Below are 22,151 nucleotides of genomic sequence, written 5' to 3'. Positions count from 1 at the left end.
ACAACAAACCATTAAAGAGTGTAAATTTCTGTGTAAAAAGACCGCAGCTAGTCTCAAAAACCACAGGGTTTCATAGTAAGCAAATGGACACATGTATAGAATCCCATCGAAGCTCAAATATATGAGCTCAACGAATAATTACTATTAATAATAAATATGATGGGTCATAAAATGAAACTACTTAAAACCGCAGCAGCGGCAGCTATTTCGATGGCGTTATTGGCAGGATGCAATGACGAAACCATAATCAACAATCCAGTTGAACCAACACCCGATGCAACTAATGTTCGCTTCGCGACCTATAACCTCTCATTTGATCGTGCAACATTTGAAGATCTTGTCAGTGAGATGCAGATCACCGCTCCTGAGCAGGAAGTGTTAATGCAGGGATGGTTTGATAAAACCTTAACTGATGACGAACTTAAAGTTGCAGAGAAGGTTATCCAGATCCGTAACGTTGCGGCCGTCATTCAAACAGAGCGCCCAGCTGTGTTGATGATGGGTGAGTTTAACAACGACGGTACCGCAGAGAATCAAGATGCAATCAAAGGGTTCCGCCTAAACTATCTTGCTGTGCCTCAAAATGCTTTAGGTACAACAGCAGATGACAAGAAGATGCTTGAGCCTATTCAATTCGCCTACTTCGAAAACTTCTCTACCAATACGGGTCTATTAAGCGAATTTGATCTCGACAGAAACGGTAAAGTCGCCCTACCTGGCGATGCATGGGGGTTCGGCTTCTACCATGGACAATACGCCTTTGGCCTACTGTCTCAATACCCAATCGATACCGACAACATCCGTACTTTCCAAAACTTTAAGTGGAAAGATATGCCAGGTGAGACCAACCCAACAATCACTAACTGTGATGATGAGAAAAATCCGATCCCTACAGGCATGAAGTGTGGCGACGAGTGGTATACGGCTGAAGCTTGGGCTGAAAAACCTCTCTCATCTAAAAACCATGTTGACGCACCAATCCTGATCCCAACAGCTGATGGCGAAAAAGTCGTACACCTACTACTGTCACACCCAACACCACCAGTATTTGATACCGTCACTGAGAACAATAAGCTACTAAACCGTGCAGAGATTGCTTTCTGGAATGACTATGTTGCTGGTGCTGATTACATCTATGACGATGCTGGCAATAAAGGCGGTCTAGGTTTAGATGCTTCATTTGTTGTGATGGGAGATCTCAACGCAGATCCTGAAAATGGTGACGGTTTCCTTGATGCTATTCAAGACCTAATGAACCATGATCGCGTCAACACTTTAGCCACTGATGGTGTCTATGCCCCTAACAGCCTAGGCTCTACTGAGTGCGTCGCCCTTGGCGACTGTGGAGACAGCACCTACCCAGACCGTATCACCAGCACCTTCGGCCTACGTGTTGACCATGCTATCCCATCAAACGATCTGAACATCATTGACTCTGGCGTATTCTGGCCAGCCACCTTTGAAGAGGGACGTCTGCTAATGAATGATGAGCGTGTTGGCAAATATGGTAACGGCAAAGATATCTCTTCTGATCACCGTTTAGTTTGGATTGAAGCTAAGCTTTAATCTTAACCATTAACGATTGCTAGATTTACTTAAAAAGGGAGCCAATAGGCTCCCTTTTTAGTCCGCCGAGTTATCAAAACATAACTAGCACCTGCATTTCCGTTTTAAGCGTATGAGCTAACAGTAAAACCTCAGTGACTATCAACATCAATAAGAATATCAACAGGAGTACCAACATAAACGTTAGCAAAAGCACGAAGTCCAACTCTGGACTTTTTTATGATTAAAGTCCATTATTGAACTTGGTTATTGATGAGAGGACCAATCATGTCTAACGCTAATGCTCAACATCAACACATTGATATTCACTCAGCTCACGCCTCTAAAGTAGGCTTTGATGCAGCAGTCACTATCCTTCAACATTGGGGATGTAAGACAGAGGCGATAACGAATATCTTGAGGGTAAATCGCTCCTCATACTTTGCCTACAAATCAGGGAAAAAAGCCTTCATTCTGGATAAAGACCAACTCACTCGAATTAGCTATATTCTCAATATTCACGCTGCTTTGAGACAGTTTTTTACCAACCCAGAAAATATCTATGGCTATATGAGCATGGTTAATCACAATCCCTACTTCGAAGGTCGCAAACCACTTGAAATAATCGAAGCGGGTGATTTCGGCGCATTACATGAGGTCTATAACCGAGTGGATCAATTACGCAGTGGTGGATGGGCATAGTGAGTTCAACATTAACGAGTGAAAAGGCCTATCGCCTGGTTAATACCCGATTTCCTGCAATCGACATCTTTGACGACTGTGCCAATGTTGAAGAGTTTGAGGTGCTGTTTGCCCTACAGAGCTTAACCAACCCTAGATTGCAAAATGAGGTTGGCGATCTCACCTTGTTGAGTCATGACCAAATTCCGTTTGGGATCACTGGATGCTCCTATGCCACCGCCTCTTTTACCCATATAAATAGAGATGGCAGCAGGTTTTCTAATGGCGAGTTTGGTGTCTTATACATGGCTGACACGATGAAAACCGCGATTGCAGAAACCCGTTACCATGTTCAAAAAATGCTCTCTCTTATTGAGGGGCTGCATTTTGAAATGATCGTGATGAAAGGGCTATCCTGCACCATAAGCGGCGAGCTAATCGATATTAGAGCTAATGCAATTGCACAGATGCAAACAACTGATATTTATCACCATACTGATTACACAGCCTCCCAACATTTAGGGTTTAAATACCGAAAACAAGCAGTGGAAGGACTACACTACACAAGTGTGCGAAACCCAATGTCCAACTGCTATGCCCTGTTTACGCCTAAAAGAGTAGAAGAGATCATCCAGTCAACACATTACGAATATGTGTGGGATGGAAAATCTATAGAGGTCAGAGGCATAACGGCAATTTAATACCAATCAGTATAATAAACGGCTCTGATAACGAGATGGCCTATATCAGAAAGGTGACTGTCCCTCTAAATTCAATGCAGAGAGACAGCTTTTTTTTGGGGAATAATGTGGAAAGTATCAAAAGCTAAAAACTAGCTATCGACGCCATAATCTCTTGTTAGCAGTTTATTGCTCAATACTTCGATACAACTTACCCAAAATTGACTTTTTCCCGCTAAGTAAAAATTCATTTGTTTGACTGTTAAATTGAGACTTATCAATACAAATATAAGAAGGCAACAGGCCTTCTAACTCTTTGGGTTCGACTCTATATTTGCAGGATTTTCTGCTGGTAGTTTCTACTTTAGTTAATAAAGTTTTAGTATTAAAATCTTGACCAATTAACATTGTAAACATTGCAGGTAAACTATACGTAAAAAATAGTCCAACGAAGCAAAATACAACAATAGGTAAAAATAATAAGCCAGTATTCCTTTGCCTTGAAGTTAGCTTTATCATTTGAGGACTACTTTTAAGTTTTTTCATGTTCTTAAAAATATAAAAAATTGAAACCAATGTTAATAATAATGCGATTCCGTTACCTAAGTAAAAGATCCAGTTACTAGGAGCAAAGTCTCCCCAATACCCATATGGTGAAGAAATGAGAATAAACATTAGTAAATGAATCTTTAGCTGCTTTCTAATGGATGGGTGACTTTCACCGAAATACAAAACTTTCCATGTCATCTAAACTTTCCTGAAATGCTAACGAGCCTGTAGAGTTACTCGTTCTTGATTGACTTTTAATACCATACAAGGACAATATCGAAGTTTCTATGGCTATTCAATTTTTCACTTGGCTTTATTCTTTGGTGGGCTATTTAACAAAGGGGTCGTAGCGAATTAACTAATGGTTCAATCGAAGAGATAATCTTCTTGTAAATCGGCCTGTGTAGATTCGACAGCGAGCTTCCAAAACATGGCCGGAAATGCTCCCTCCATTTCTAGGCATTTTCCACACTGAGCCATAGGGATATGGGAAATGTCTTATGTATGTAAGTAACATTCAAGTCCATGCACGTTACCTGCAGCAAGCAATAAACAGCAATGAAGGTGAGACATTCAAACAAACTATCCAATAACATAAAGCTGGATCCTGAAACAAGTTCAGGATGACGGTAACAATAATTCAGCCAGAAAATAAATCGGATAATGTAATCAGCCTTCATTGGAAGGCTGCTAAATGATGGGTTTTATCTAGCTCATTTGTTAGAATCCCCTTTTATTTTTTGGCAGCAGCCCTGACACAGAGGCTTACTGCCACACTCTGTTCCTATTGGCTTCTTTTAACAGATCGTTTTCGCACCGTTCAGTTTTAACAGAGTATTTAGGTTTTACTATTTAAGGCAGGCTATGACCGTTCTTCTAATGACCCCTCCCATGACCCAGCTGAATACGCCCTACCCGGCAACAGCGTATTTAACGGGCTTTTTGCGCTCCCAAGGCATAGATGCGGTTCAGCGAGACCCTGCGATTGAGCTTTTCCTAGAGATGATGACAGCGCCGGCGCTAGAGATTATTCGCCAACATGTTGAAGAAAATTTCGAGCACTTTGAAGATGATGAGTTGCCTGATGCCGTCTTTAACTTTCTAGCTGAATTTGACCGTTATCATCAAACCGTCGAAAGTGCGATTCGCTTTTTACAGGGCAAAGATCCCAGTCTGGCAATGCGTATTAACTCACGTCGCTTTCTACCTGAAGGCCCCGCATTTGACACCATTGCGCAGATGGAAGCGGTGTCGGGTGATGTACTGCAAGCCGCCTTTGGTAACCTAGGCGTACAAGATAAAGCCAAATACCTAGCCACCCTGTTTATTAATGATCTCTCCAGCGTCATTACTCAGGGAGTCGACCCCTACTTTGAAGTGAGCCGTTATGGCGAGCAATTAGCGGCAGCGAACCCAAGCTTTGATAATCTTTACGAGACCTTGATGGGCGAGCCAAGTTTCAGCTCGGAGATTTTAGAGCAGCTGGTTGAGCAGTATCTGGAAGAGACACAGCCTAGTGTCATTGCCTTAACCGTGCCTTTTCCTGGCAACATGCTAGGCGCCCTGCGAATTGCGCAGACCTGTAAGGCTATCAATCCTGAACTGCCTATTGTTATGGGCGGTGGGTTTATTAATACCGAGCTGCGGGCACTGAAAGATCCCCGTGTGTTTGAGTTTGTCGATTTTATCTGCCTAGATGACGGCGAACGTCCCTTTTTGACGCTGCTTGAGTACTTTCAAGGACTGCGTGAAGCCGATGATTTGGTGCGCACCTATTTCCTTGCTGAAGATGAAAATGGCGAGGCTTACGTACACTTCAATGAAAATTCAGCGCTGCAGGATATTCCACAAAGCGATGTGGGTGCACCGGTTTACGATGGCCTGCCATTAGATGAATACCTCTCTTTGTGTGAAATGCTCAACCCTATGCACCGTATATGGAGCGATGGACGCTGGAATAAACTCACCATAGCTCATGGCTGTTACTGGCGTAAGTGCAGCTTTTGCGATGTCAGCCTAGATTATATCGACCGTTTCGACGCCGCTGGCGCCGATGTATTGGTGGACAGAATCGAGCAACTCATCGAAGAGACTGGCGAAACAGGTTTCCATTTCGTTGATGAGGCTCTACCGCCAAAGCTTTTATTTACCCTCGCAAAACGCCTCATTGAGCGCAATGTTGTGATCAGCTGGTGGGGCAATATCCGTTTTGAGCGAACCTTTAGTCAAGCTCGCTGCCAATTACTGGCAGATTCCGGTTGCATCGCGGTAAGTGGTGGCCTTGAGGTGGCTTCAGATCGTCTATTAAAACTGATGAAAAAAGGTGTCAGTGTTGAGCGAGTCGCCCAAGTGACTAAATCCTTCAGTGACGCTGGCATCTTGGTTCACGCCTACTTGATGTATGGCTTTCCAACGCAAACCGAACAGGAGACCGTCGACTCACTGGAGATGGTGCGTCAGATGATGAAGCAAGGTTGTTTCCAATCGGCATACTGGCACCGTTTTGTAGCCACAGTTCACAGCCCTATTGGTATGAATCCAGAGCAATTTGGCATCACGCTTATCGATCGCCCTGAGATCTTATTTGCAGAAAACGATGTGGACTTTATCGATCCCACAGATACCGATCATGAGATGCTTGGCGAGGGCCTACGTAAAGCCATCTACAACTATATGCACGGCATAGGCTTTGAGCAGCCGATGAGTTTCTGGTTTAACCAGAATGTTGCCCCCACAAAGATGAAAAAAGATCTCATCTCAAAGGCGATTAACAATCTCATCACCAGTAATAAAGAGTACCAATAGAATTAACTGAGTAATAAGCCACTTTTTATTCCAAAGAGAGTGGCTTACTTCTTCCCCACCAACACTCAAAGAAAAATGAGTCACTCCCCCAGCAAAAGAGATTTAATACTTGTTATCCGATGACAGCCCACCTATGGTGTGTCACGGAGATGTTGTCATATTTTTTAAGAATTAAATCATATTCAAAGCGTAGTATGTGCCTAGCAGGTAAAAATGTGTTCTATCGCAACATTTCCGACATAATTTATCGCTATCATTCGCACCAAGCTACACATGGTTAACTTATTACAAGGAGTATTTATGTCCCTTAACCATCAGCAAAAAGTGTATATACCTAAAGCTGCTCGTACGAATCAATACATCACAGCAGAGATTAAAGTAACGGACGCTTTGCTGGCTCATTACCCTGATCTTAAAACATGTTACCAAACCGTTAGCCGTTCTATTTTCAGTCTTGCGGATCAAGAAGAGCTCAGCAATATTCATGTGATCACTAACGATAAATTACCCGTTGTGCGCTTCCACACAGAGGCTTACTGTTTCCAAACTGCTGAGCAGATAATACTTTTCTATAATCCTGCCTACCATGAAGCGCAAAACCTTATCACTGACGATAACTATCGCGCACGTAAAATCAGGATTGTTTTCTTAGCTACAGGCGATGAAATTCGTAGTAACTCCGCCAGTTTCCATGCAAAGGTGCAATCTTTTCTCACCAAGCTGATGCCACAACTGCCGGAAAATGAGCTGACCGTAAAAATTCGCGATCATCAGCACCTCTCTTATGATTTCTTCGCTAAGGCAAAAGGTAACAAGGAAAGCTACGGCTTTAAACTGCGTGCTATAGGTCCTAGATATAAGGCAAGAAATTGCCCGCTACCGGAGGAGCACAGCTCACTGAGCTACGTCACGGTAAAACTGCCTTTAGGTCGTCGACTCAAGCAATCAATATTGCCGGAGCATACTAATGACTTCACGCCACTGTATCAGAAACTAGAAGATGCATTTCTGCAAGCCACATCGGCAAAACAGCTAAAGCAAGTTGCTATGGTCGCCAATGGATTAACGCCACTTGTGCGCAATAGTAAGTATGATCAAGTTGATGGGACAGATGAAGTACAGATGATAGGGTTCGATCCCAACCAAGAGGAGCAGCAATTTGTTCGTCACTGGGATGGTAGCCAATTAGTCGAAACCGTTAGCTTTACTATAGTAGCAGGCAAAAAAGATTATAAAGATGCTGGATTTGGCCGCTTTATGAATCAAGTTGAAGATGCCCTCAAAAAGTTCACCTCTGAGCTTGAATTAGATAGATCCCACGAAGATCTTATTGTTCGCTTCCACCAGCATATTAGCTACCAAAATAGCTAATTGCAGCAGATCGAAATATTAAAAAACCTTAGCGGTTTACACCGCTAAGGTTTATCTCTTACTTCTACGACTTGAGTAACTGCTCTTATCGCTTGTAGACTTAGCGCGACGAGCTTGCTCTTTTCTACCTGCTGGCTTGCCTTTACGTCTCTCGACGCGTTTCTTATTAGGCGCCTCAGCACTGTCACGATAACGGGCCGGAAGTGGAGTGCCCTCTTCATAGCCTGGCACGACAATACGGGGCAGCTTACGCTCAATTAACGATTCAATCTCCTCAAGCATCTTCTCATCTGATGGGCAGACAAAGGAGATAGCATGTCCAGTCAATCCTGCGCGGCCTGTACGCCCGATACGATGAATGTAATCTTGAACATCGAAAGGCAGCTCAATATTAACCACTAGCGGGAGTGCATGAATATCCAGCCCTCTGGCAGCAACATCAGTGGCCACCAGCACACGCAGAGCACCGTTTTTAAACTCCTCTAACGCGCGATTTCTTGCCCCTTGAGTTTTATCGCCGTGAAAAACTGCACTCTTAAGCCCATCAAGCTTTAACTCTTTCTGGATATGCTCTGCGCTCTCTTTTGAGCTAGCAAATACCAACACCTGTTGCCAATTATTGCGACCAACCAGCTCAGAGAGTAACTCCGCTTTACGGCGTTTATCGACAAGATAAACCTCTTGCTCAACGCTCGATGCCGACTTGCTGGTGGCAACATTGATCCATGTCGGCTCACAGAGCATCTTTTCTGCTAAGCACTTAACATCATCGCTATAGGTTGCCGAGAAGAAGTGGGTCACATGTTGGCGAGCAACTAACCCTTTCACACGCTCGATATCACGAACAAAACCCATATCCAACATTCTGTCGGCTTCATCAATCACAAGGCTGGTAACACTTGAAAGGTCTAAACCATGTTGGCCGATAAAGTCGAACAGGCGTCCAGGTGTCGCCACTAAGATATCCACACCTGCATTTAACGCTTTACGCTGTGGATTCATATTCGCACCACCGTAAACCGCCAAGGTTTTCAGCGAAGTGAACTGGCTATAACGTGAGATATTCTCAGCAACTTGAATTGCAAGCTCACGTGTTGGGGTCAGTATCAATCCCCTCAGTGCGCTTTTATCTATGGATTCATCCAATAATTTTTGCAGTAGCGGCAATGCAAATGCCGCCGTTTTCCCGGTGCCAGTTTCTGCACAAGCCATTAGATCGCAGCCAGTTATAGCGACAGGGATCACTTTTGATTGCACTTGCGTTAATTGCTGATATCCACACACTTCAATGGCGTCAAGAATAAGAGGGGATAGGTCAAATGCTGAAAACTTCATGGGAAGCGTGTCCGGGAAAATAAATGAGGGCGGAGTCTATCAAAAATTGTACTTACTGGCTATGACGATACCTTGGCTAACTCAGATAGACCAAGAATATATTTCTCCTCAAACGCCTTAGCAGGAATTGGCTTAGAGAAGAGGTAACCTTGGCCATAATCGCAACCCGCTTCCACTAACGTGGCTAACTGAAACTGAGTCTCAACGCCTTCGGCTACCACCTTCATTCCCAGTTTATGTGCCATAACAATAATCGCTTCACACAAGGCTTGATCGTCTGAGTCAGATGCCAAATTTTGAGTAAAAGATTGATCTATCTTTAGGTAATCGATATCAAACTTTTTCAAGTAGGAGAGAGAGGAGTAGCCTGTGCCAAAATCATCCAATGAAACCTGAATTCCCGCATCCCGATATGCTAACAGTTTCTCTGATACCCCACTGTCGACATCGAGTAGTAAGCCTTCAGTTATCTCGATACAGATCCCATGGCTGTCAAGCTTGAGCTCCTTAAGCTGCTTAATCCAGCTCTCAAAACTGCCTCTTTCATCGCGAAACTGAACAGGTGATTTATTAATACTTATCTGTATCTCAACCCCATACTGCTCACGCCAATAAGCACTTTGTTTAGCAGCCTCCTCAAATACCCAATTTCCAATATCGATGATCAATCCCGTCTCCTCCGCTACTGGGATAAACTCACTGGGAGGTATTATTCCCCTTTCAGGGTGGTGCCAACGAATAAGCGCCTCAGCTTTTAACACTTTCATTGTGTTCATATCGATAATGGGCTGAAAATAAACCTCAAACTCCTGCTTACTTATCGCTTTGCGAAGATCTCTAATCAGTAACATTCGGTATTTTGCATACTCCTGCATTGAGGGAGTAAAGTAGTGGTAGCGATTTCTCCCCAAGCCTTTTGCTGCATACATAGCTTGATCCGCATGCTTAAGTAAACTGTCTATCGTTTGAGCATCATCTGGATAGAGAGTGATCCCGATGCTGGCACTAATATAGGCGGTTTCACTTCCGAGACTAAAAGGCTCCGAGAGTCTGGCTAGGATTTTTTCAGCGACTCTCTCAACCCCTTTATGATCCGCAATCGAAGAGAGCACCACTGTAAACTCATCTCCCCCTAATCGTGCCACCACATCGGACTCACGAATACAGCCCTTCAAGCGTTTTGCCGTTTCAACCAGCAACTGATCACCGATATCGTGACCCAAAGCGTCGTTAACCTCCTTGAAAAAATCCAAGTCTAAAAACATCAGAGCAAAATGCTGCTTGCTACGGTCGGACTTAAGTAGCTCAGTGCCTAGATATTCCAGTAGCATCCGCCGGTTAGGCAAGCTAGTTAAAGGGTCATAGTTGGCTTGCTTCCAGATAATGTGCTCAGCTTGCTTCTTCTCCGTTATATCACTGAAGAGCGCCACTCGCCGATAAACCTCGCCTCGATTATCCAATATGCTATTGATGGTTAATCTAACAATGTGCTCAGAGCCCGTTTTGTGTTTAAGCCAGATCTCTCCATTCCACCGCCCGGTTTCTTCAATAGTGCTCCTCATCTGCACAAAGGTTTTCTTACTCGAGCTATCACACTGCAAGATGCTGATGTGCTGATTAATTATCTCATCTTCCCTATAACCAGTTATCTCAGTAAACGCCGAGTTTATGGTGATGATATTCCCCTCTTTGTCCTGAACACTCATCGCCTCACTGGAGTTGTTATACACAGAAGCCGCCAGATTAAGAGACTCCTCCCCCCTTTTTCGTGCCGTGATATCCATATGGGTACCACACATACGAATAGGAGAGCCTTGCTCATCTCTACTGACCACTTTGCCACTGTCTTGGATCCAGATGGTCTCCCCTGAGAAAGTATGTAAGCGGTATTCGATACTGTGGTGTGAGGTATCTCCCTTAAGGTGAGCATCAATAGAGTGCAATACATCGACTCTATCGGAGCGATGAATGGCATTGATCCATACCCTTTCATCTCGGTTTAACTCTTCGACACTGCAGCCAAGTAGACTCGCACAGCGGGTATTACGATCGACTTTGTTAGATTTGATATCCCAATCCCATAAACCTAGTTCGCTACTATCCAAGACTAAAGCTAACTGCTCTTGGCTAGCACGCATGGCTGATTCAGCGAGCTTCTGGGAAGTAATATCCAACAAACCTGAGATAACGAGCCGAACCTTATTATTCTCTCTTTGACAAGCAACAGTTAAATGGGTGTAAACAATTGAGTTATCTTTAGCCACAAACCGTTTATCCATCTCATACTCATCGATCTCCCCCTTGAGCATTCTATCGAACTGATTTAACCCAGTTTGAAGATCCTCAAAATAGGTCATATCACTCCACTTCATTGCCAATAGCTCTTTTTCACTGTATTTAAGCATCTGGCACACCCGTGGATTAACTTTGATCCAGTGTTGATCCACCGATGAAATTGCAATACCGATATTGCCAATGTTGAATTGAGAACGAAAAATGAGGTCATCCTGAAGCTGAATATAGGCATCTCGCTCTATTTCAAGTCGCCTAGCAAGTAGTGAACTAATCAGTAAAAAAGCAATTGGGTAGATAATTAAGATCGGCAAGGCAACATTATTTAACGTATTCAAAGCCATCTCTAAGGGCAAAATAAATAACCATAGCAAAGAGATAAATTGCAGAATCATGCCAAAGGAGTAGAACTGAATATTAGAGATATCAACAACAGCTCTATGGCAGTAATAACGCCACAAGCAGCCCAATAATCCAGCCGAAACCATCATATTAATCTCAGACCAAAACCCAACTCCCCCTTCATAAAGTCTAAAAATAGAAGCAGAGCTCACAGCAATAAGCGTAGGTAATCCGCCAAAAAAAACGCCAGAGATCCCGAGTATGACTGAGCGAGCATCGAAATACTGACCTTGGGAATACTCCCATGATGTCATCATGCTGGTCATGGTTATGCCGCCTATGATGGCTCCTACAGTGAGCTGCCAGAGAAAAAGGTACTCATCTCGCTGCTTTCTGGGTACCGCATCATAGATAAATACCATGGCTAACAAGAGCGCAGTATTTTGCACTAAAGTAAAGATCACATTTGGCTCCATAAGCCTAACTGTTCTCAATAGTAAATATGAAGTATCAAGTCTTTAGTTTAGCAGAGATGTTACTGTACAATTTTCAGATGAGAAGCTATCAGCCTCAGCTCAAAAGTAAAAAACAGGAAGGCGAAGAGAAAACAGGAAAAACTGTAAATATGAGTGAAATATGCAAATAATAGTCAGCTTTTGTTTAAAACTCATTTATCATTGTGGCTTGAGTCATAGGATGCTCACTTCACTTAAAGGGATTTAAATGCTTCACACTAGATTGACACTCTTACTCATTACCTCCTTAGTTTGTTGTTTTTCCACAGCAAATGAAAGCTTAAAAACAGTAAAACTCGCCGCTGAAGATAATTGGGCTCCTTTTGCTAAGGCGTCAGGTACAGGCGTGTCTCACTCGCTTATTAACCAGGCATTCTCTACTGTCGGGATTAAAGTTGATAGTATCGTGGTTCCCTATTCAAGGGCGGTTGTGATGGCGAAAGAGGGCTTAGTCGATGGGGTATTTAACTTAGTCAAAGAGCAGAGCACTGAATCAGAGTTTATCTTTGGAAAACAACCCCTGTTCTCAGCCACGGCCTCTTTCTACCACAAGGTATCGACACCGGTTAAAGCGAAAGATAAATGGCAACTGCCATCCAATACAAAAGTCGGGATCATTCGTGGCTATGAGTATGGAGACGAGCTAAAGCAACTTCCCAATATCAAACTAATCACCCTTTCCAACCATAATCAACTCATCAACCTACTACTACTCGATAGAATCGATGTCGCCATTATGTACGACTTGGTTGCCAAGCAATATATTACCCAGATGGGCGTCTCACAAGAGATAGAGCAGATATTTACCAATCATACAGGTCAAGTCTATCTGGCATTTTCAAAACTCAACCCCCATGCATCTAAGTTAGCCGAGCTATTAGATAGAGGACTAACAAGGCTAAAGGATGACGGCAGTTATCAAGAGATAATGGCATCGGCTGGTTCACTTGCAAGAAATTAAACCTAAGGTCGATATAGAGGTATAACCTCTGACTAGAAAGGTTATGTTAGACTAGCGCCAATTTTTCCAGATCCCGTGGCACCATGCAGAATAAGAAAGCACTGAATTACAGCCAAACCTTCCACTTTCCGATCCAGATCTATTATGAAGACACCGACTTCTCCGGCGTTGTATACCACCCCAACTTTCTCAAGTATTTTGAACGGGCAAGAGAGCATGTTATCGGTGCAGACACTCTCGCCTCTCTTTGGCAGGAGCAAGGGTTAGGCTTTGCGGTTTATCGCAGCGATATGTTGTGTCATGACGGCGTTGAATTTGCAGATATTATAGAGGTAAAAACTCAGTTCTGTTTTGAGAGCAAGTACAGAACCATTTGGAAACAGGAGATATGGCGCCCTAATGCCAGCAAACCCGCTGTGACAGCCAATATTGAGATGGTATGCATGAACAAGGCGCGCCAATTGGCACCGATGACACCTGAGCTACTTGCCTTGCTTAAGCAGTCTTTTGACTCAACCTCCTAAGCCCGATTTGGGGAGCTTCTCTCCCCTAATCTTAGTGACAAGAGGTTACTTCCTTAATTGCAATTGTTGCCAGTTCACTTCGAGCTCTAACGCGCTCATCGGTTTTGCAAATAGATCCCCCTGGATCTTATCCACCCCCATCTCCACCAGCAATGACTTCACCTCTTCTGTCTCGACCCCTTCAACTGTAACCTTAAAATCAAGCCCTTTGGCTAGCTCTATGCTCGATTTCATTATGTGTTTAGCATGTTTATCACTCATCAGCTCATCGATAAATGCCTTATCTATCTTCACTTCATCAACAGGAAAGTACTTAAGATAAGCAAGGGAGGAGTGACCCGTACCAAAATCATCAATGGCGACATCGACACCAATCGCTTTCAACTTTTCAATGGTTTTAACTGCCATCTCCATATCGTCCATCAGCTTACTTTCCGTTATCTCAATGGAGAGCAATTTGGTCTCTAAACCATACTTATCGAATTTGGTCTGAATATCGTCACATAAGGTGCCGCTAATAATATCTTTTGAGGAGAGATTTACCGCAACCTGTAGTGACAGTCCCGATTGCTGCCACTTATGTTGCTGGGAGATCACTTGATCCAGCGCCCATTCACTGACTAACCCAATCATCCCAGCGTACTCAGCAAGGGGGATAAACTCAGCAGGAGAGATCATACCTAAATCCTCATGCTCCCAACGTATTAAGGCCTCAACCTGGCTAAATCCGCCACTTAACACATCTAGCTTTGGTTGATACACCATATACAACTCTCCTCTGGCTAATGCCTTAGGAAGTCGATTTATGATCCCGAGTTGACGTTGTTGGCTAAGATCGTCTCCCTCTGAATAGCTGGCAAAAAGATGTTTATCCTCTTTAGCTTTAATCAATGCGAGATCAAGCCGCCTCAATAGTTGGCTCACATAGGTATGATGCTGAGCAAGATCTAGATAGCCCATCTGGATCTGGACTGTGATCGGGATATCCTGAATATTAAACGGCATCTGCAGCTTCTCACGGATAGCTAACAGCCTTGCTTCGTCTTGTGCTTGTTCAAAATAGAGAAGAAACTCATCTTCATTCATACGAGCAAGAAATGAGGCATTATTTCCCTCTCCCTGTAAGCGTTCAGATAAGATCTGCAGCAACTTATCGCCAACAGAGAAACCGAAGAGATCGTTAACAAATCTAAACTGATAGATATCGATAAGTACTAAGGTGCCCTGAGTAATAGGCATCAAGGTGAGAAAACGGGACTTTAGTCCTAAGCGGTTAGCAAGCCCTGTCAGCTTGTCTTTATCATTAGGGACCGGCAAGCCATTAATAAATTGACGCCATGCACGATAGAGGGAAAGGTATCTTTTGGGAACATCGAGTTGAGTGAGTTGTTCAGAGGGGATATCGCCTAAATTTAGTGCCCCCTCTTTACTCTTAAGTAGCTCTATTTGTTGCAGCAGAGCATGAATAAATTTGGTTTCATCCCTTCTATGCCGGCACCAAAAGATGATACCAGCGATACAGATAATCAGTAAAAGAACTAAATACCAGCCAATGTCCACGTAAGTAATGCACACCCTTTAAAAGGAACGATGCTAAAGTTCAGCTTACCCCAATATTGACCAAGACAACAACTATTCATAGCTCGATTTTATAGAGTGGTATTTTTCCAAGAACTCATCACTGGCTAACTCTTCAGCCGAAACCGGCAAGCCACGTTTAGCATACAGATCTAACCGCTCTTCAAGCTCAATACCAGCCCTTAACTCTCCAGTGTAAAAAGCTGCGGCCCTAACAAAATCAAGATAACCTACATTATCAGGCAGATAAGATAGATCTGACCATCTCTCTACCACCTCAGTCACTTCTGGTGCGAACTCCCAACTCTTCAATACGGCGCGACCTATTGGCCCCTGCATCTTTCTCACTAACGCTCTGAGCTGATCTATGCTAGTAAACATATCAGGATGGGCTTCAGCCTCTTTAAGCACTGGCAGCGCACCTATGTTATGCACTAAACAGGCTAAAGTTAGCGTATCAAAACTGAGTCCACATCCCTTATGGGTTTTATTATAGATTTGCAGCATAGAGCAAGCCGCAGAGGTCACATCGATTGAGCTTCCCCACACCTCATCCATCACCTCCCAGACCATCTCATTGGTTGAGATAAAGAGCTGCTCCATCGCTGCAGAAGTTGCGATGGATTTAATCTGAGTCAAGCCTATCCGTGTAACCGCACAGTTTACATTTTCAGCTTTAATGCCCCTGCTATAAAGTGCACTGTTAGCCACCTTAATCATACGCGCCGATATCGCAGCGTCTTGTCCGATAATCTCAGCAACCTGCTTTGGACTTGAATCCGGCCTGGAAACCACCTCCTGAACCCTCATCGCAACCTCAGGAAGCGTCGGTAACACTAGTGCATCTGCTTTCAACTTTTTTAAAAGGCCGACCAACAATTGATGTTCAGTTGACATTTTTTATCCCCATTTTGAATCTCAAATAATTTTTCTATAAAAAAGAAGGCGACCAAACCCGCAGACTTGTTAAGCCATAATATAATAAGCACGATTTAAGTTAACGGCTTGTTTAGATTCTAGCTAACTTTAGGATTTTTAGGGAGTAAAAATCATTTTTTCATTAAAATTTTCATCCCCCTTCTCTGAGTAAAAACTTGATATAATAAGGGGTGTGGAAGTTTCTTGGGCAAAATTTGATAACCACACAAACATTAAGTAAAATGCCCGCCCGCTTATCACCCAAATATTCGCTAACTGAGAGTAATTATGTTTAAACCTGAGCTGTTGTCTCCTGCAGGGACACTGAAAAATATGCGTTATGCCTTTGCCTATGGTGCTGATGCAGTTTATGCAGGCCAACCTAGATACAGCCTTAGGGTAAGAAATAATGACTTTAAGATGGAAAACCTAGCCACAGGTATCCAAGAAGCCCATGATCTTGGCAAGAAATTGTACGTGGTGAGTAACATCGCACCGCACAACACCAAGCTTAAGACATACATTAAAGATATGGCACCTGTCGTCGACATGAATCCAGATGCGATAATCATGTCAGACCCAGGCCTTATTATGATGGCTAGAGAGGCGTTTCCCGATCAAGTGATCCACCTATCAGTCCAAGCCAATGCGATCAACTGGGCGTCGGTGAAGTTTTGGCAACAACAGGGGATTAAGCGCGTAATCCTATCACGTGAACTCTCTCTCGATGAGATTGAGGAGATCCGTCAGCGCTGCCCAGATATTGAACTGGAAGTGTTCGTACATGGCGCGCTTTGCATGGCTTACTCTGGTCGCTGTCTACTTTCTGGCTATATCAACAAGCGAGATCCTAACCAAGGCACCTGCACTAATGCTTGTCGCTGGAAATATGATGCCCATGAAGCAACTGAAACCGATTCTGGCGACATCATAGCGGTACAGCCAGATGTTCAGATCCAAACACCAACCTTAGGTGCGGGTCAACCAAGCAGCGATATCGTGTTACTTCAAGAAGCGGGTCGCCCTGGCGAATATATGCCAGCCTTTGAAGATGAGCATGGTACTTACATCATGAACTCCAAAGATCTTCGTGCCATTCAGCATGTCGAGCGCTTAAGTAAAATGGGCATAGACTCACTGAAAATCGAAGGGCGTACTAAGTCATTCTATTATGTCGCTCGTACCGCACAGCTTTATCGTCAGGCAATCGAAGATGCCGTTTCAGGTAAAGATTTTGACCGTACCTTGATGCATAACCTTGAAGGCTTAGCTCACAGAGGCTATACCGAAGGCTTCCTACGTCGTCATGTACATGATGAGTATCAGAACTATGATTATGGCTACTCTATCAGTGATACCCAGCAGTTTGTGGGTGAGTTTACAGGTAAACGTAACACCGTAGGCATGGCTGAGATCGATGTAAAAAATAAATTCAGTGTCGGTGACAACGTTGAGGTGATGACCCCACAAGGCAATCTAACCATCAAAGTCGAGGAGCTGTTTAACCGTAAAGGTGAATCAGTTGAAGCTGGATTAGGTTCAGGTCATTTCGTGTTCTTGGCTCTACCTGAGGGCGTTGAAACAGATAAAGCCGTTTTATTGCGTAATCTGCCTCAAGGTCAAGATACCCGTAATCCCCACGCTCAAGTATAAGCGAAAACGGTAGAAGCCTCCTGTGACTCTAATAATGGTATTAGGGTCATTAAAGTACATAAACGAGTAGATAGACAATGGCTTTATTAATCGACGATAGCTGTATTAACTGTGATATGTGTGAACCTGAATGTCCAAATCAGGCGATCACTATGGGCGAGGAGATCTATGAGATTGACCCTGAGCTCTGCACTGAATGTGTCGGCCACTATGATAAACCTACCTGTATCTCTGTATGCCCTATCGATTGTATCGACCCAGATCCAGATCATAACGAGTCAGACGATGAACTCTTAGTGAAGTATCACCTGATCACAGGTAAACCTGTAAGCTAAAATACTGACAGATATAATAAGTGGGTTTTCTCTTTAGCCCGCTTACTAGCCTCCAATTTTTTACCTTCCCTCCTCTTGTACATCATGGATAACAGTGCAGTTTCCTCCCTGTGATAATGCCTTTTGAAATGCCGCATCGGCTTGTGACAGTAACGTCTTAACCGTTGATTTTTCGTACATTTGCGCCCCACCGACGGTGATTTTAAAGCACATGTCACGCTCTTTAAGAGTGAATGAAAGTGCACTAGCAGCCTGTGTTAACTTATCTACCATCTCTCTATTTTTCACCAAACTTGAACCTGAGATTAAACAACAAAACTCTGCTCCCCCAAACCTTGCTCGGTAGGGAGGCTCAATGCTTTTTTTCAACAATTCAGCAAGCTCCACTAAAACCTTATCTCCACCACTGTGACCAAAAGTTTCATTTATCCCTTTAAAGTCATCTACATGAATAAAAATTAACAGGTGTTCTAGATTATTGACTAGCAGTTCATCGAAGTGCTCAGTCAACTGCTCGATAAAATGACGACGATTGGATAACGAAGTCAGATAATCCATATCGGCAGCCATCTTTATCTCTTCGATATATTGCAGCTTTTCGATGTTTTTAAAGACGCGGCAATAGAACTCTTCAGGACAAAAGGGCTTCTGTAGATAGTCATCTGCACCACTTTTAATAAAACGTGCTGATTGATAAGGTTTATCGATACCTGAGTAGCCAACGATCACCAACTCTCTATCGACAAACTGTTTTCTCACCGCCTGCACCAGCTCTATGCCATTCATGCCAGGCATCTCTTGATCGGTAATAATCAACTTTATTTCCGGATGCATAGCCAAAGCATTCAACGCCTTAGTACCATCAGGCACATCATAAAGCGTGAAGTTTCTTCGGCTTAATAGGTTACACACATAACTTCTCACCGACAGTGAGTCATCGACAACTAATACGCCTATCTCATGGTTTGTTAGCTGCCCATGGAGCACTCTCAGTAGATAATGGTAGGCCTGTGAATTCTCTTTTGTTAAATAATCGACGATAGGTAAACTGAGTAGTTTTTGATGAATCGCGTTATTCATCTTTCCAGTCATCACGATGCAGGGAATATTGTGCTCAAGTACATGGAAAATCGCCTGCCCATCGACCGCATCAGGTAAGCTGTAATCCACCGTTGCGGCAAAAAAATCATGATGGCTCACCAGTAAGCTTTTCAGCTCAGCGAAGGAGTATGCGATGGTAACTCGGTAACCTAGCGAGCCGCCGATATGTTCAATAACGGAAGCTATCGCCTTATTATCTTCGACAACTAGCAAGTTGTTCATCATTAACGTCCCTTCAGATCCAGCTGCTCTTAAGTGTACCTAAGTGAATATCCACCTTAAGCGTAGCAGTTAAACAGAAGGGAATTTAAGGATAAACAGTGGAGCTAATCAACTCCACTTAGCTCATTATGCTAACTCAGGGTTTGCCTTAAGCTGCAGTTGCAAAATCACCATCGCCAGTTTCTCAATACTGTGTCTAAGAGGAGAAGGCATAGTGTCAAACTCGATACTCAAGAGTAAATTTTTAACTTCAAGGCCTAACTCAGTATCCCCTTCGATTGACAGCTTACGTTGGAAGAACAAGGTATCAGGATCCTCCTTACCTGCAGCCACCAAAAGCAGCTCTTTTGATTGACCAGAGAAGGTCACTGCTGCAGATTCAGGCTCACGCACTAGCCAGCGTGAGTCAAAACTAACCTCGAACCTTAAATCCAGATCAAGAATATCGATAGCTACCCAATTCCCCTTGAGAAAATCTAACTCCTCATCACTGGCCTGCTGGGCAAGCAGTTGCCCTAATAGTCGCTCTAAAACTTCCGCTTTAAGCCGAAAAGGAACCAAACCTAAGGGACGGCGAGCCAATTTAGGCCCAAACTCCAGCAGCTGCTTAGCCATACTGTTCAAAAAAGGTGTTTGCATCTTGATCTCACTCCTTAATACAGGTAACCGATCTCCTCCTATAACAGGAGAGTTAAAAAGAAAAAGAGTTTAACCAGATTTTATGATCACAAACCTGTTTTATATCAAGTAATCGACAGCCAATCCCTTTTAAACTCCAAATTCAATTTTTGGGAGTATCTCGGAGCAAGAATATGGAACTGCTGTGCCCAGCAGGCAATTTAGCATCACTAAAAACCGCCCTTAACGCAGGTGCCGATGCCGTCTACTTAGGATTAAAGAATGACACAAATGCACGCTCATTCGCAGGACTGAACTTTACCCCAAAAAAGCTACAAGAAGCCGCCCAGTATACTAAGCAGCAGGGTAAAAAGATCTTCCTAACCATCAATACCTTCCCTAAACCTAGAGAGGAAAAGCGTTGGTATGAGGCGGTCGATATAGCCGCAAACACAGGCGTGGATGCACTCATCATCGCTGATCTGTCGTTATTAGATTATGCCCACAGCCATTATCCTCACCTCCCTCTTCACCTCTCAGTACAAGCCAGTGCCACCAATCTTGGTGCTCTTAAGCTTTATAAAGAGGAGTTTAATATTCAGCGCGCGGTACTTCCCAGAGTTCTATCGATGAAACAGGTGAGAGATCTAAGTAAAGTCACCCCTGTGGATCTTGAGGTGTTCGCTTTTGGCAGCCTATGTATTATGGCTGAAGGCCGCTGCCACCTGTCATCTTATGTGACGGGGCAATCACCAAACACTGGCGGTTCATGCTCACCCGCAAAGCATGTACGTTGGCAAGAGGAGGGAGAGAACAGGTTAACTCGGCTCAATGAGGTGTTAATCGATAAATCTGGTATCGATGAGCAGATGGGCTACCCTGTCGTCTGCAAAGGTCGCTACACCACTGAACATAACAGCACTCCGACCCACCTGTTAGAGTCGCCAACCAGTCTAAACACCTTAAGCTTGCTGCCCGAATTGGCTAAGGCAAATGTGGTCTCTTTAAAAATAGAGGGCCGTCAGCGTAGTCCCGCCTATGTCGAGCAGGTGACTCAAGTATGGCGGCGCGCTATCGATACCTACCTAAATAATCCTGATAACTTTCAAACTCAAGTTGAATGGGATAGAGCATTAGCCAAAGTATCCGAAGGACAAACGACCACCTTAGGGGCCTATGAGCGCACATGGCAGTAATTAAGGATAAGACAATGAAAGCATCACTCGGCCCTATTCTATATTGCTGGCCCAAAGAGAAAGTTATAGAGTTCTACACTCAGGTAGCCTCAAGTCAAATTCCCTTAGTTTACCTCGGGGAAACCATCTGTAGCCGCCGTCGAGAGTTGAAATTCAGTGACTATATGGACTTAGCCCATATGTTAAGGAACTCAGGCAAAGAGGTCGTATTATCAACACTGGCTCTACTCGAAGCCCCCTCTGAATATACTGAATTAAAAAAACAGGTAGAAAATGGCGAATTTATAATAGAAGCCAATGACATGGGGGCAGTTCAGGCCGCCAAGGAGAACAAGCTTCCCTTTATCTGCGGCCCAACCATTAATAATTACAACTTAGCCAGCCTAAAGACACTTCATAGGTGGGGAATGCAGCGCTTTGTCATGCCAGTTGAGCTCTCTAAACATTGGCTTAATACAGTCATCTCTGTCGAAAAACCTGAGTTTGAGATTGAGGTTTTTGGCCACGGATTTTTGCCTCTTGCGCTATCCGCTCGCTGCTTTACAGCAAGGCAGAAAGGCCTAGTCAAAGATAAGTGCCAAACAATCTGTATCGAAAATCCTAAGGGATTACTGGCTCAAACTCAGGAGTCTCAACCTCTGTTAAGGCTCAACGGCATACAGACTCAATCTGCAGCCTGTATCGATCTGACTTCAGAGCTCTCTTCGATGAGCGAAATGGGGGTCAACTACTTTAGGGTATCCCCATCAAGCATTAGCAGCATAGAGAAAGCAGATAAACTCTTTGAGTTGGGCTCACAAACCGCCCAAGTTGATGACACTCACTGTAATGGCTATTGGCATCAACAAGCTGGCTTTAACCACCTAAAGATATAAGCAAAGCTGAGTCAATTAAGGCTTTAGAAAGCTAAAGCCTTAATATATATCATTA

The 22,151-nt window shown here is 43.7% G+C and carries 18 protein-coding genes; 11 read left to right on the top strand and 7 right to left on the bottom strand.

Going from position 1 to position 22,151, the window contains the following annotated elements; all coding sequences use genetic code 11:
- The first annotated feature begins 171 nt into the window (after nt 1–171).
- The 3 genes from K0625_RS19520 to K0625_RS19510 all read left to right on the top strand — a co-directional run bounded on the left by K0625_RS19520 (nt 172) and on the right by K0625_RS19510 (nt 2,927).
- A complete protein-coding gene (locus K0625_RS19520; RefSeq protein ID WP_220111204.1) occupies nt 172–1,566 on the top strand; it encodes an endonuclease/exonuclease/phosphatase family protein in 1,395 nt (464 codons plus the stop codon).
- Between the two features lie 267 nt (nt 1,567–1,833).
- The gene (locus K0625_RS19515) at nt 1,834–2,247 is read left to right on the top strand and encodes an antitoxin Xre-like helix-turn-helix domain-containing protein (RefSeq protein ID WP_220111203.1); all 414 of its coding nucleotides are present in this window, start codon (nt 1,834–1,836) and stop codon (nt 2,245–2,247) included.
- The gene (locus K0625_RS19510; protein WP_220111202.1) at nt 2,247–2,927 is read left to right on the top strand and encodes an RES family NAD+ phosphorylase; all 681 of its coding nucleotides are present in this window, start codon (nt 2,247–2,249) and stop codon (nt 2,925–2,927) included. The genes K0625_RS19515 and K0625_RS19510 overlap by 1 nt, the downstream gene beginning before the upstream one ends.
- 165 nt (nt 2,928–3,092) lie before the next feature.
- On the opposite strand, the gene K0625_RS19505 is transcribed toward K0625_RS19510, so the two are convergent.
- A complete protein-coding gene (locus K0625_RS19505) occupies nt 3,093–3,653 on the bottom strand; it encodes a hypothetical protein (protein WP_220111201.1) in 561 nt (186 codons plus the stop codon).
- Between the two features lie 666 nt (nt 3,654–4,319).
- On the opposite strand from K0625_RS19505, the gene K0625_RS19500 reads away from it, so the two are divergent.
- Together K0625_RS19500 and K0625_RS19495 are read left to right on the top strand one after the other, a co-directional pair.
- A complete protein-coding gene (locus K0625_RS19500) occupies nt 4,320–6,260 on the top strand; it encodes a radical SAM protein (protein WP_220111200.1) in 1,941 nt (646 codons plus the stop codon).
- A gap of 300 nt (nt 6,261–6,560) precedes the next feature.
- A complete protein-coding gene (locus K0625_RS19495; RefSeq protein WP_220111199.1) occupies nt 6,561–7,631 on the top strand; it encodes a DUF3083 family protein in 1,071 nt (356 codons plus the stop codon).
- A 51-nt stretch (nt 7,632–7,682) separates the two neighbouring features.
- On the opposite strand, the gene K0625_RS19490 is transcribed toward K0625_RS19495, so the two are convergent.
- Both K0625_RS19490 and K0625_RS19485 read right to left on the bottom strand, forming a co-directional pair.
- On the bottom strand, nt 7,683–8,966 hold the full coding sequence (locus tag K0625_RS19490) for a DEAD/DEAH box helicase (RefSeq protein WP_220111198.1): 1,284 nt from the start codon (nt 8,964–8,966) through the stop codon (nt 7,683–7,685).
- 59 nt (nt 8,967–9,025) lie between these two features.
- Nucleotides 9,026–12,076 (bottom strand): EAL domain-containing protein, encoded by a 3,051-nt coding sequence (locus K0625_RS19485; RefSeq protein ID WP_220111197.1) that lies wholly within the window; start codon nt 12,074–12,076, stop codon nt 9,026–9,028.
- A gap of 247 nt (nt 12,077–12,323) precedes the next feature.
- On the opposite strand from K0625_RS19485, the gene K0625_RS19480 reads away from it, so the two are divergent.
- Nucleotides 12,324–13,076, top strand: a complete 753-nt coding sequence (locus K0625_RS19480) for a substrate-binding periplasmic protein (RefSeq protein ID WP_220111196.1) — start codon at nt 12,324–12,326, stop codon at nt 13,074–13,076.
- An 83-nt stretch (nt 13,077–13,159) separates the two neighbouring features.
- The gene (locus K0625_RS19475) at nt 13,160–13,600 is read left to right on the top strand and encodes a thioesterase family protein (protein ID WP_220111195.1); all 441 of its coding nucleotides are present in this window, start codon (nt 13,160–13,162) and stop codon (nt 13,598–13,600) included.
- A 45-nt stretch (nt 13,601–13,645) separates the two neighbouring features.
- Here the strand turns inward: K0625_RS19475 and K0625_RS19470 are convergent, their stop codons facing one another.
- Nucleotides 13,646–15,160 carry a putative bifunctional diguanylate cyclase/phosphodiesterase gene (locus tag K0625_RS19470; RefSeq protein WP_220111194.1) on the bottom strand — a complete coding sequence of 505 codons (1,515 nt, stop codon included), beginning with the start codon at nt 15,158–15,160 and terminating at the stop codon, nt 13,646–13,648.
- Nucleotides 15,161–15,232: 72 nt separating this feature from the next.
- Entirely contained in the window at nt 15,233–16,075 is an 843-nt protein-coding gene (locus K0625_RS19465) for an HDOD domain-containing protein (protein ID WP_220111193.1), read from the bottom strand.
- A 309-nt stretch (nt 16,076–16,384) separates the two neighbouring features.
- Here K0625_RS19465 and trhP point away from each other — a divergent pair, with 309 nt between their 5' ends.
- The gene (trhP, locus tag K0625_RS19460) at nt 16,385–17,749 is read left to right on the top strand and encodes a prephenate-dependent tRNA uridine(34) hydroxylase TrhP (RefSeq protein WP_220111192.1); all 1,365 of its coding nucleotides are present in this window, start codon (nt 16,385–16,387) and stop codon (nt 17,747–17,749) included.
- Between the two features lie 77 nt (nt 17,750–17,826).
- Complete coding sequence (locus K0625_RS19455; RefSeq protein ID WP_012326110.1) at nt 17,827–18,084, top strand: YfhL family 4Fe-4S dicluster ferredoxin; 258 nt, start codon at nt 17,827–17,829, stop codon at nt 18,082–18,084.
- A gap of 60 nt (nt 18,085–18,144) precedes the next feature.
- Here the strand turns inward: K0625_RS19455 and K0625_RS19450 are convergent, their stop codons facing one another.
- Nucleotides 18,145–19,410: a GGDEF domain-containing response regulator gene (locus K0625_RS19450; RefSeq protein WP_220111191.1), complete on the bottom strand. Its 1,266-nt coding sequence runs from the start codon at nt 19,408–19,410 to the stop codon at nt 18,145–18,147.
- Nucleotides 19,411–19,533: 123 nt separating this feature from the next.
- The gene (gene ubiT, locus K0625_RS19445; protein WP_220111190.1) at nt 19,534–20,046 is read right to left on the bottom strand and encodes a ubiquinone anaerobic biosynthesis accessory factor UbiT; all 513 of its coding nucleotides are present in this window, start codon (nt 20,044–20,046) and stop codon (nt 19,534–19,536) included.
- Between the two features lie 173 nt (nt 20,047–20,219).
- Between ubiT and ubiU the strand changes: the two genes are divergently transcribed.
- Together ubiU and K0625_RS19435 are read left to right on the top strand one after the other, a co-directional pair.
- Nucleotides 20,220–21,221: a ubiquinone anaerobic biosynthesis protein UbiU gene (gene ubiU / locus K0625_RS19440; RefSeq protein ID WP_220111189.1), complete on the top strand. Its 1,002-nt coding sequence runs from the start codon at nt 20,220–20,222 to the stop codon at nt 21,219–21,221.
- Nucleotides 21,222–21,235: 14 nt separating this feature from the next.
- Complete coding sequence (locus K0625_RS19435) at nt 21,236–22,096, top strand: U32 family peptidase (RefSeq protein ID WP_220111188.1); 861 nt, start codon at nt 21,236–21,238, stop codon at nt 22,094–22,096.
- The last annotated feature ends 55 nt before the right edge of the window (nt 22,097–22,151 follow it).

It is taken from the genome of Shewanella nanhaiensis (genome assembly GCF_019457885.1).
GTDB classification, from domain to species: Bacteria; Pseudomonadota; Gammaproteobacteria; order Enterobacterales; family Shewanellaceae; genus Shewanella; species Shewanella nanhaiensis.
Note: the sequence above shows the minus strand (reverse complement) of the source record. Positions and strands in the feature narration are given on the sequence as shown.

Coding starts and splice junctions, on each gene's coding strand:
- K0625_RS19520 (WP_220111204.1), top strand. CDS start 172: ATGAAACTACTTAAAACCGCAGCAGCGGCAGCTATTTCGATGGCGTTA.
- K0625_RS19515 (WP_220111203.1), top strand. CDS start 1,834: ATGTCTAACGCTAATGCTCAACATCAACACATTGATATTCACTCAGCT.
- K0625_RS19505 (WP_220111201.1), bottom strand. CDS start 3,653: ATGACATGGAAAGTTTTGTATTTCGGTGAAAGTCACCCATCCATTAGA.
- K0625_RS19500 (WP_220111200.1), top strand. CDS start 4,320: ATGACCGTTCTTCTAATGACCCCTCCCATGACCCAGCTGAATACGCCC.
- K0625_RS19495 (WP_220111199.1), top strand. CDS start 6,561: ATGTCCCTTAACCATCAGCAAAAAGTGTATATACCTAAAGCTGCTCGT.
- K0625_RS19490 (WP_220111198.1), bottom strand. CDS start 8,966: ATGAAGTTTTCAGCATTTGACCTATCCCCTCTTATTCTTGACGCCATT.
- K0625_RS19485 (WP_220111197.1), bottom strand. CDS start 12,076: ATGGAGCCAAATGTGATCTTTACTTTAGTGCAAAATACTGCGCTCTTG.
- K0625_RS19480 (WP_220111196.1), top strand. CDS start 12,324: ATGCTTCACACTAGATTGACACTCTTACTCATTACCTCCTTAGTTTGT.
- K0625_RS19475 (WP_220111195.1), top strand. CDS start 13,160: ATGCAGAATAAGAAAGCACTGAATTACAGCCAAACCTTCCACTTTCCG.
- K0625_RS19465 (WP_220111193.1), bottom strand. CDS start 16,075: ATGTCAACTGAACATCAATTGTTGGTCGGCCTTTTAAAAAAGTTGAAA.
- trhP (WP_220111192.1), top strand. CDS start 16,385: ATGTTTAAACCTGAGCTGTTGTCTCCTGCAGGGACACTGAAAAATATG.
- K0625_RS19455 (WP_012326110.1), top strand. CDS start 17,827: ATGGCTTTATTAATCGACGATAGCTGTATTAACTGTGATATGTGTGAA.
- K0625_RS19450 (WP_220111191.1), bottom strand. CDS start 19,410: ATGATGAACAACTTGCTAGTTGTCGAAGATAATAAGGCGATAGCTTCC.
- ubiT (WP_220111190.1), bottom strand. CDS start 20,046: ATGCAAACACCTTTTTTGAACAGTATGGCTAAGCAGCTGCTGGAGTTT.
- ubiU (WP_220111189.1), top strand. CDS start 20,220: ATGGAACTGCTGTGCCCAGCAGGCAATTTAGCATCACTAAAAACCGCC.
- K0625_RS19435 (WP_220111188.1), top strand. CDS start 21,236: ATGAAAGCATCACTCGGCCCTATTCTATATTGCTGGCCCAAAGAGAAA.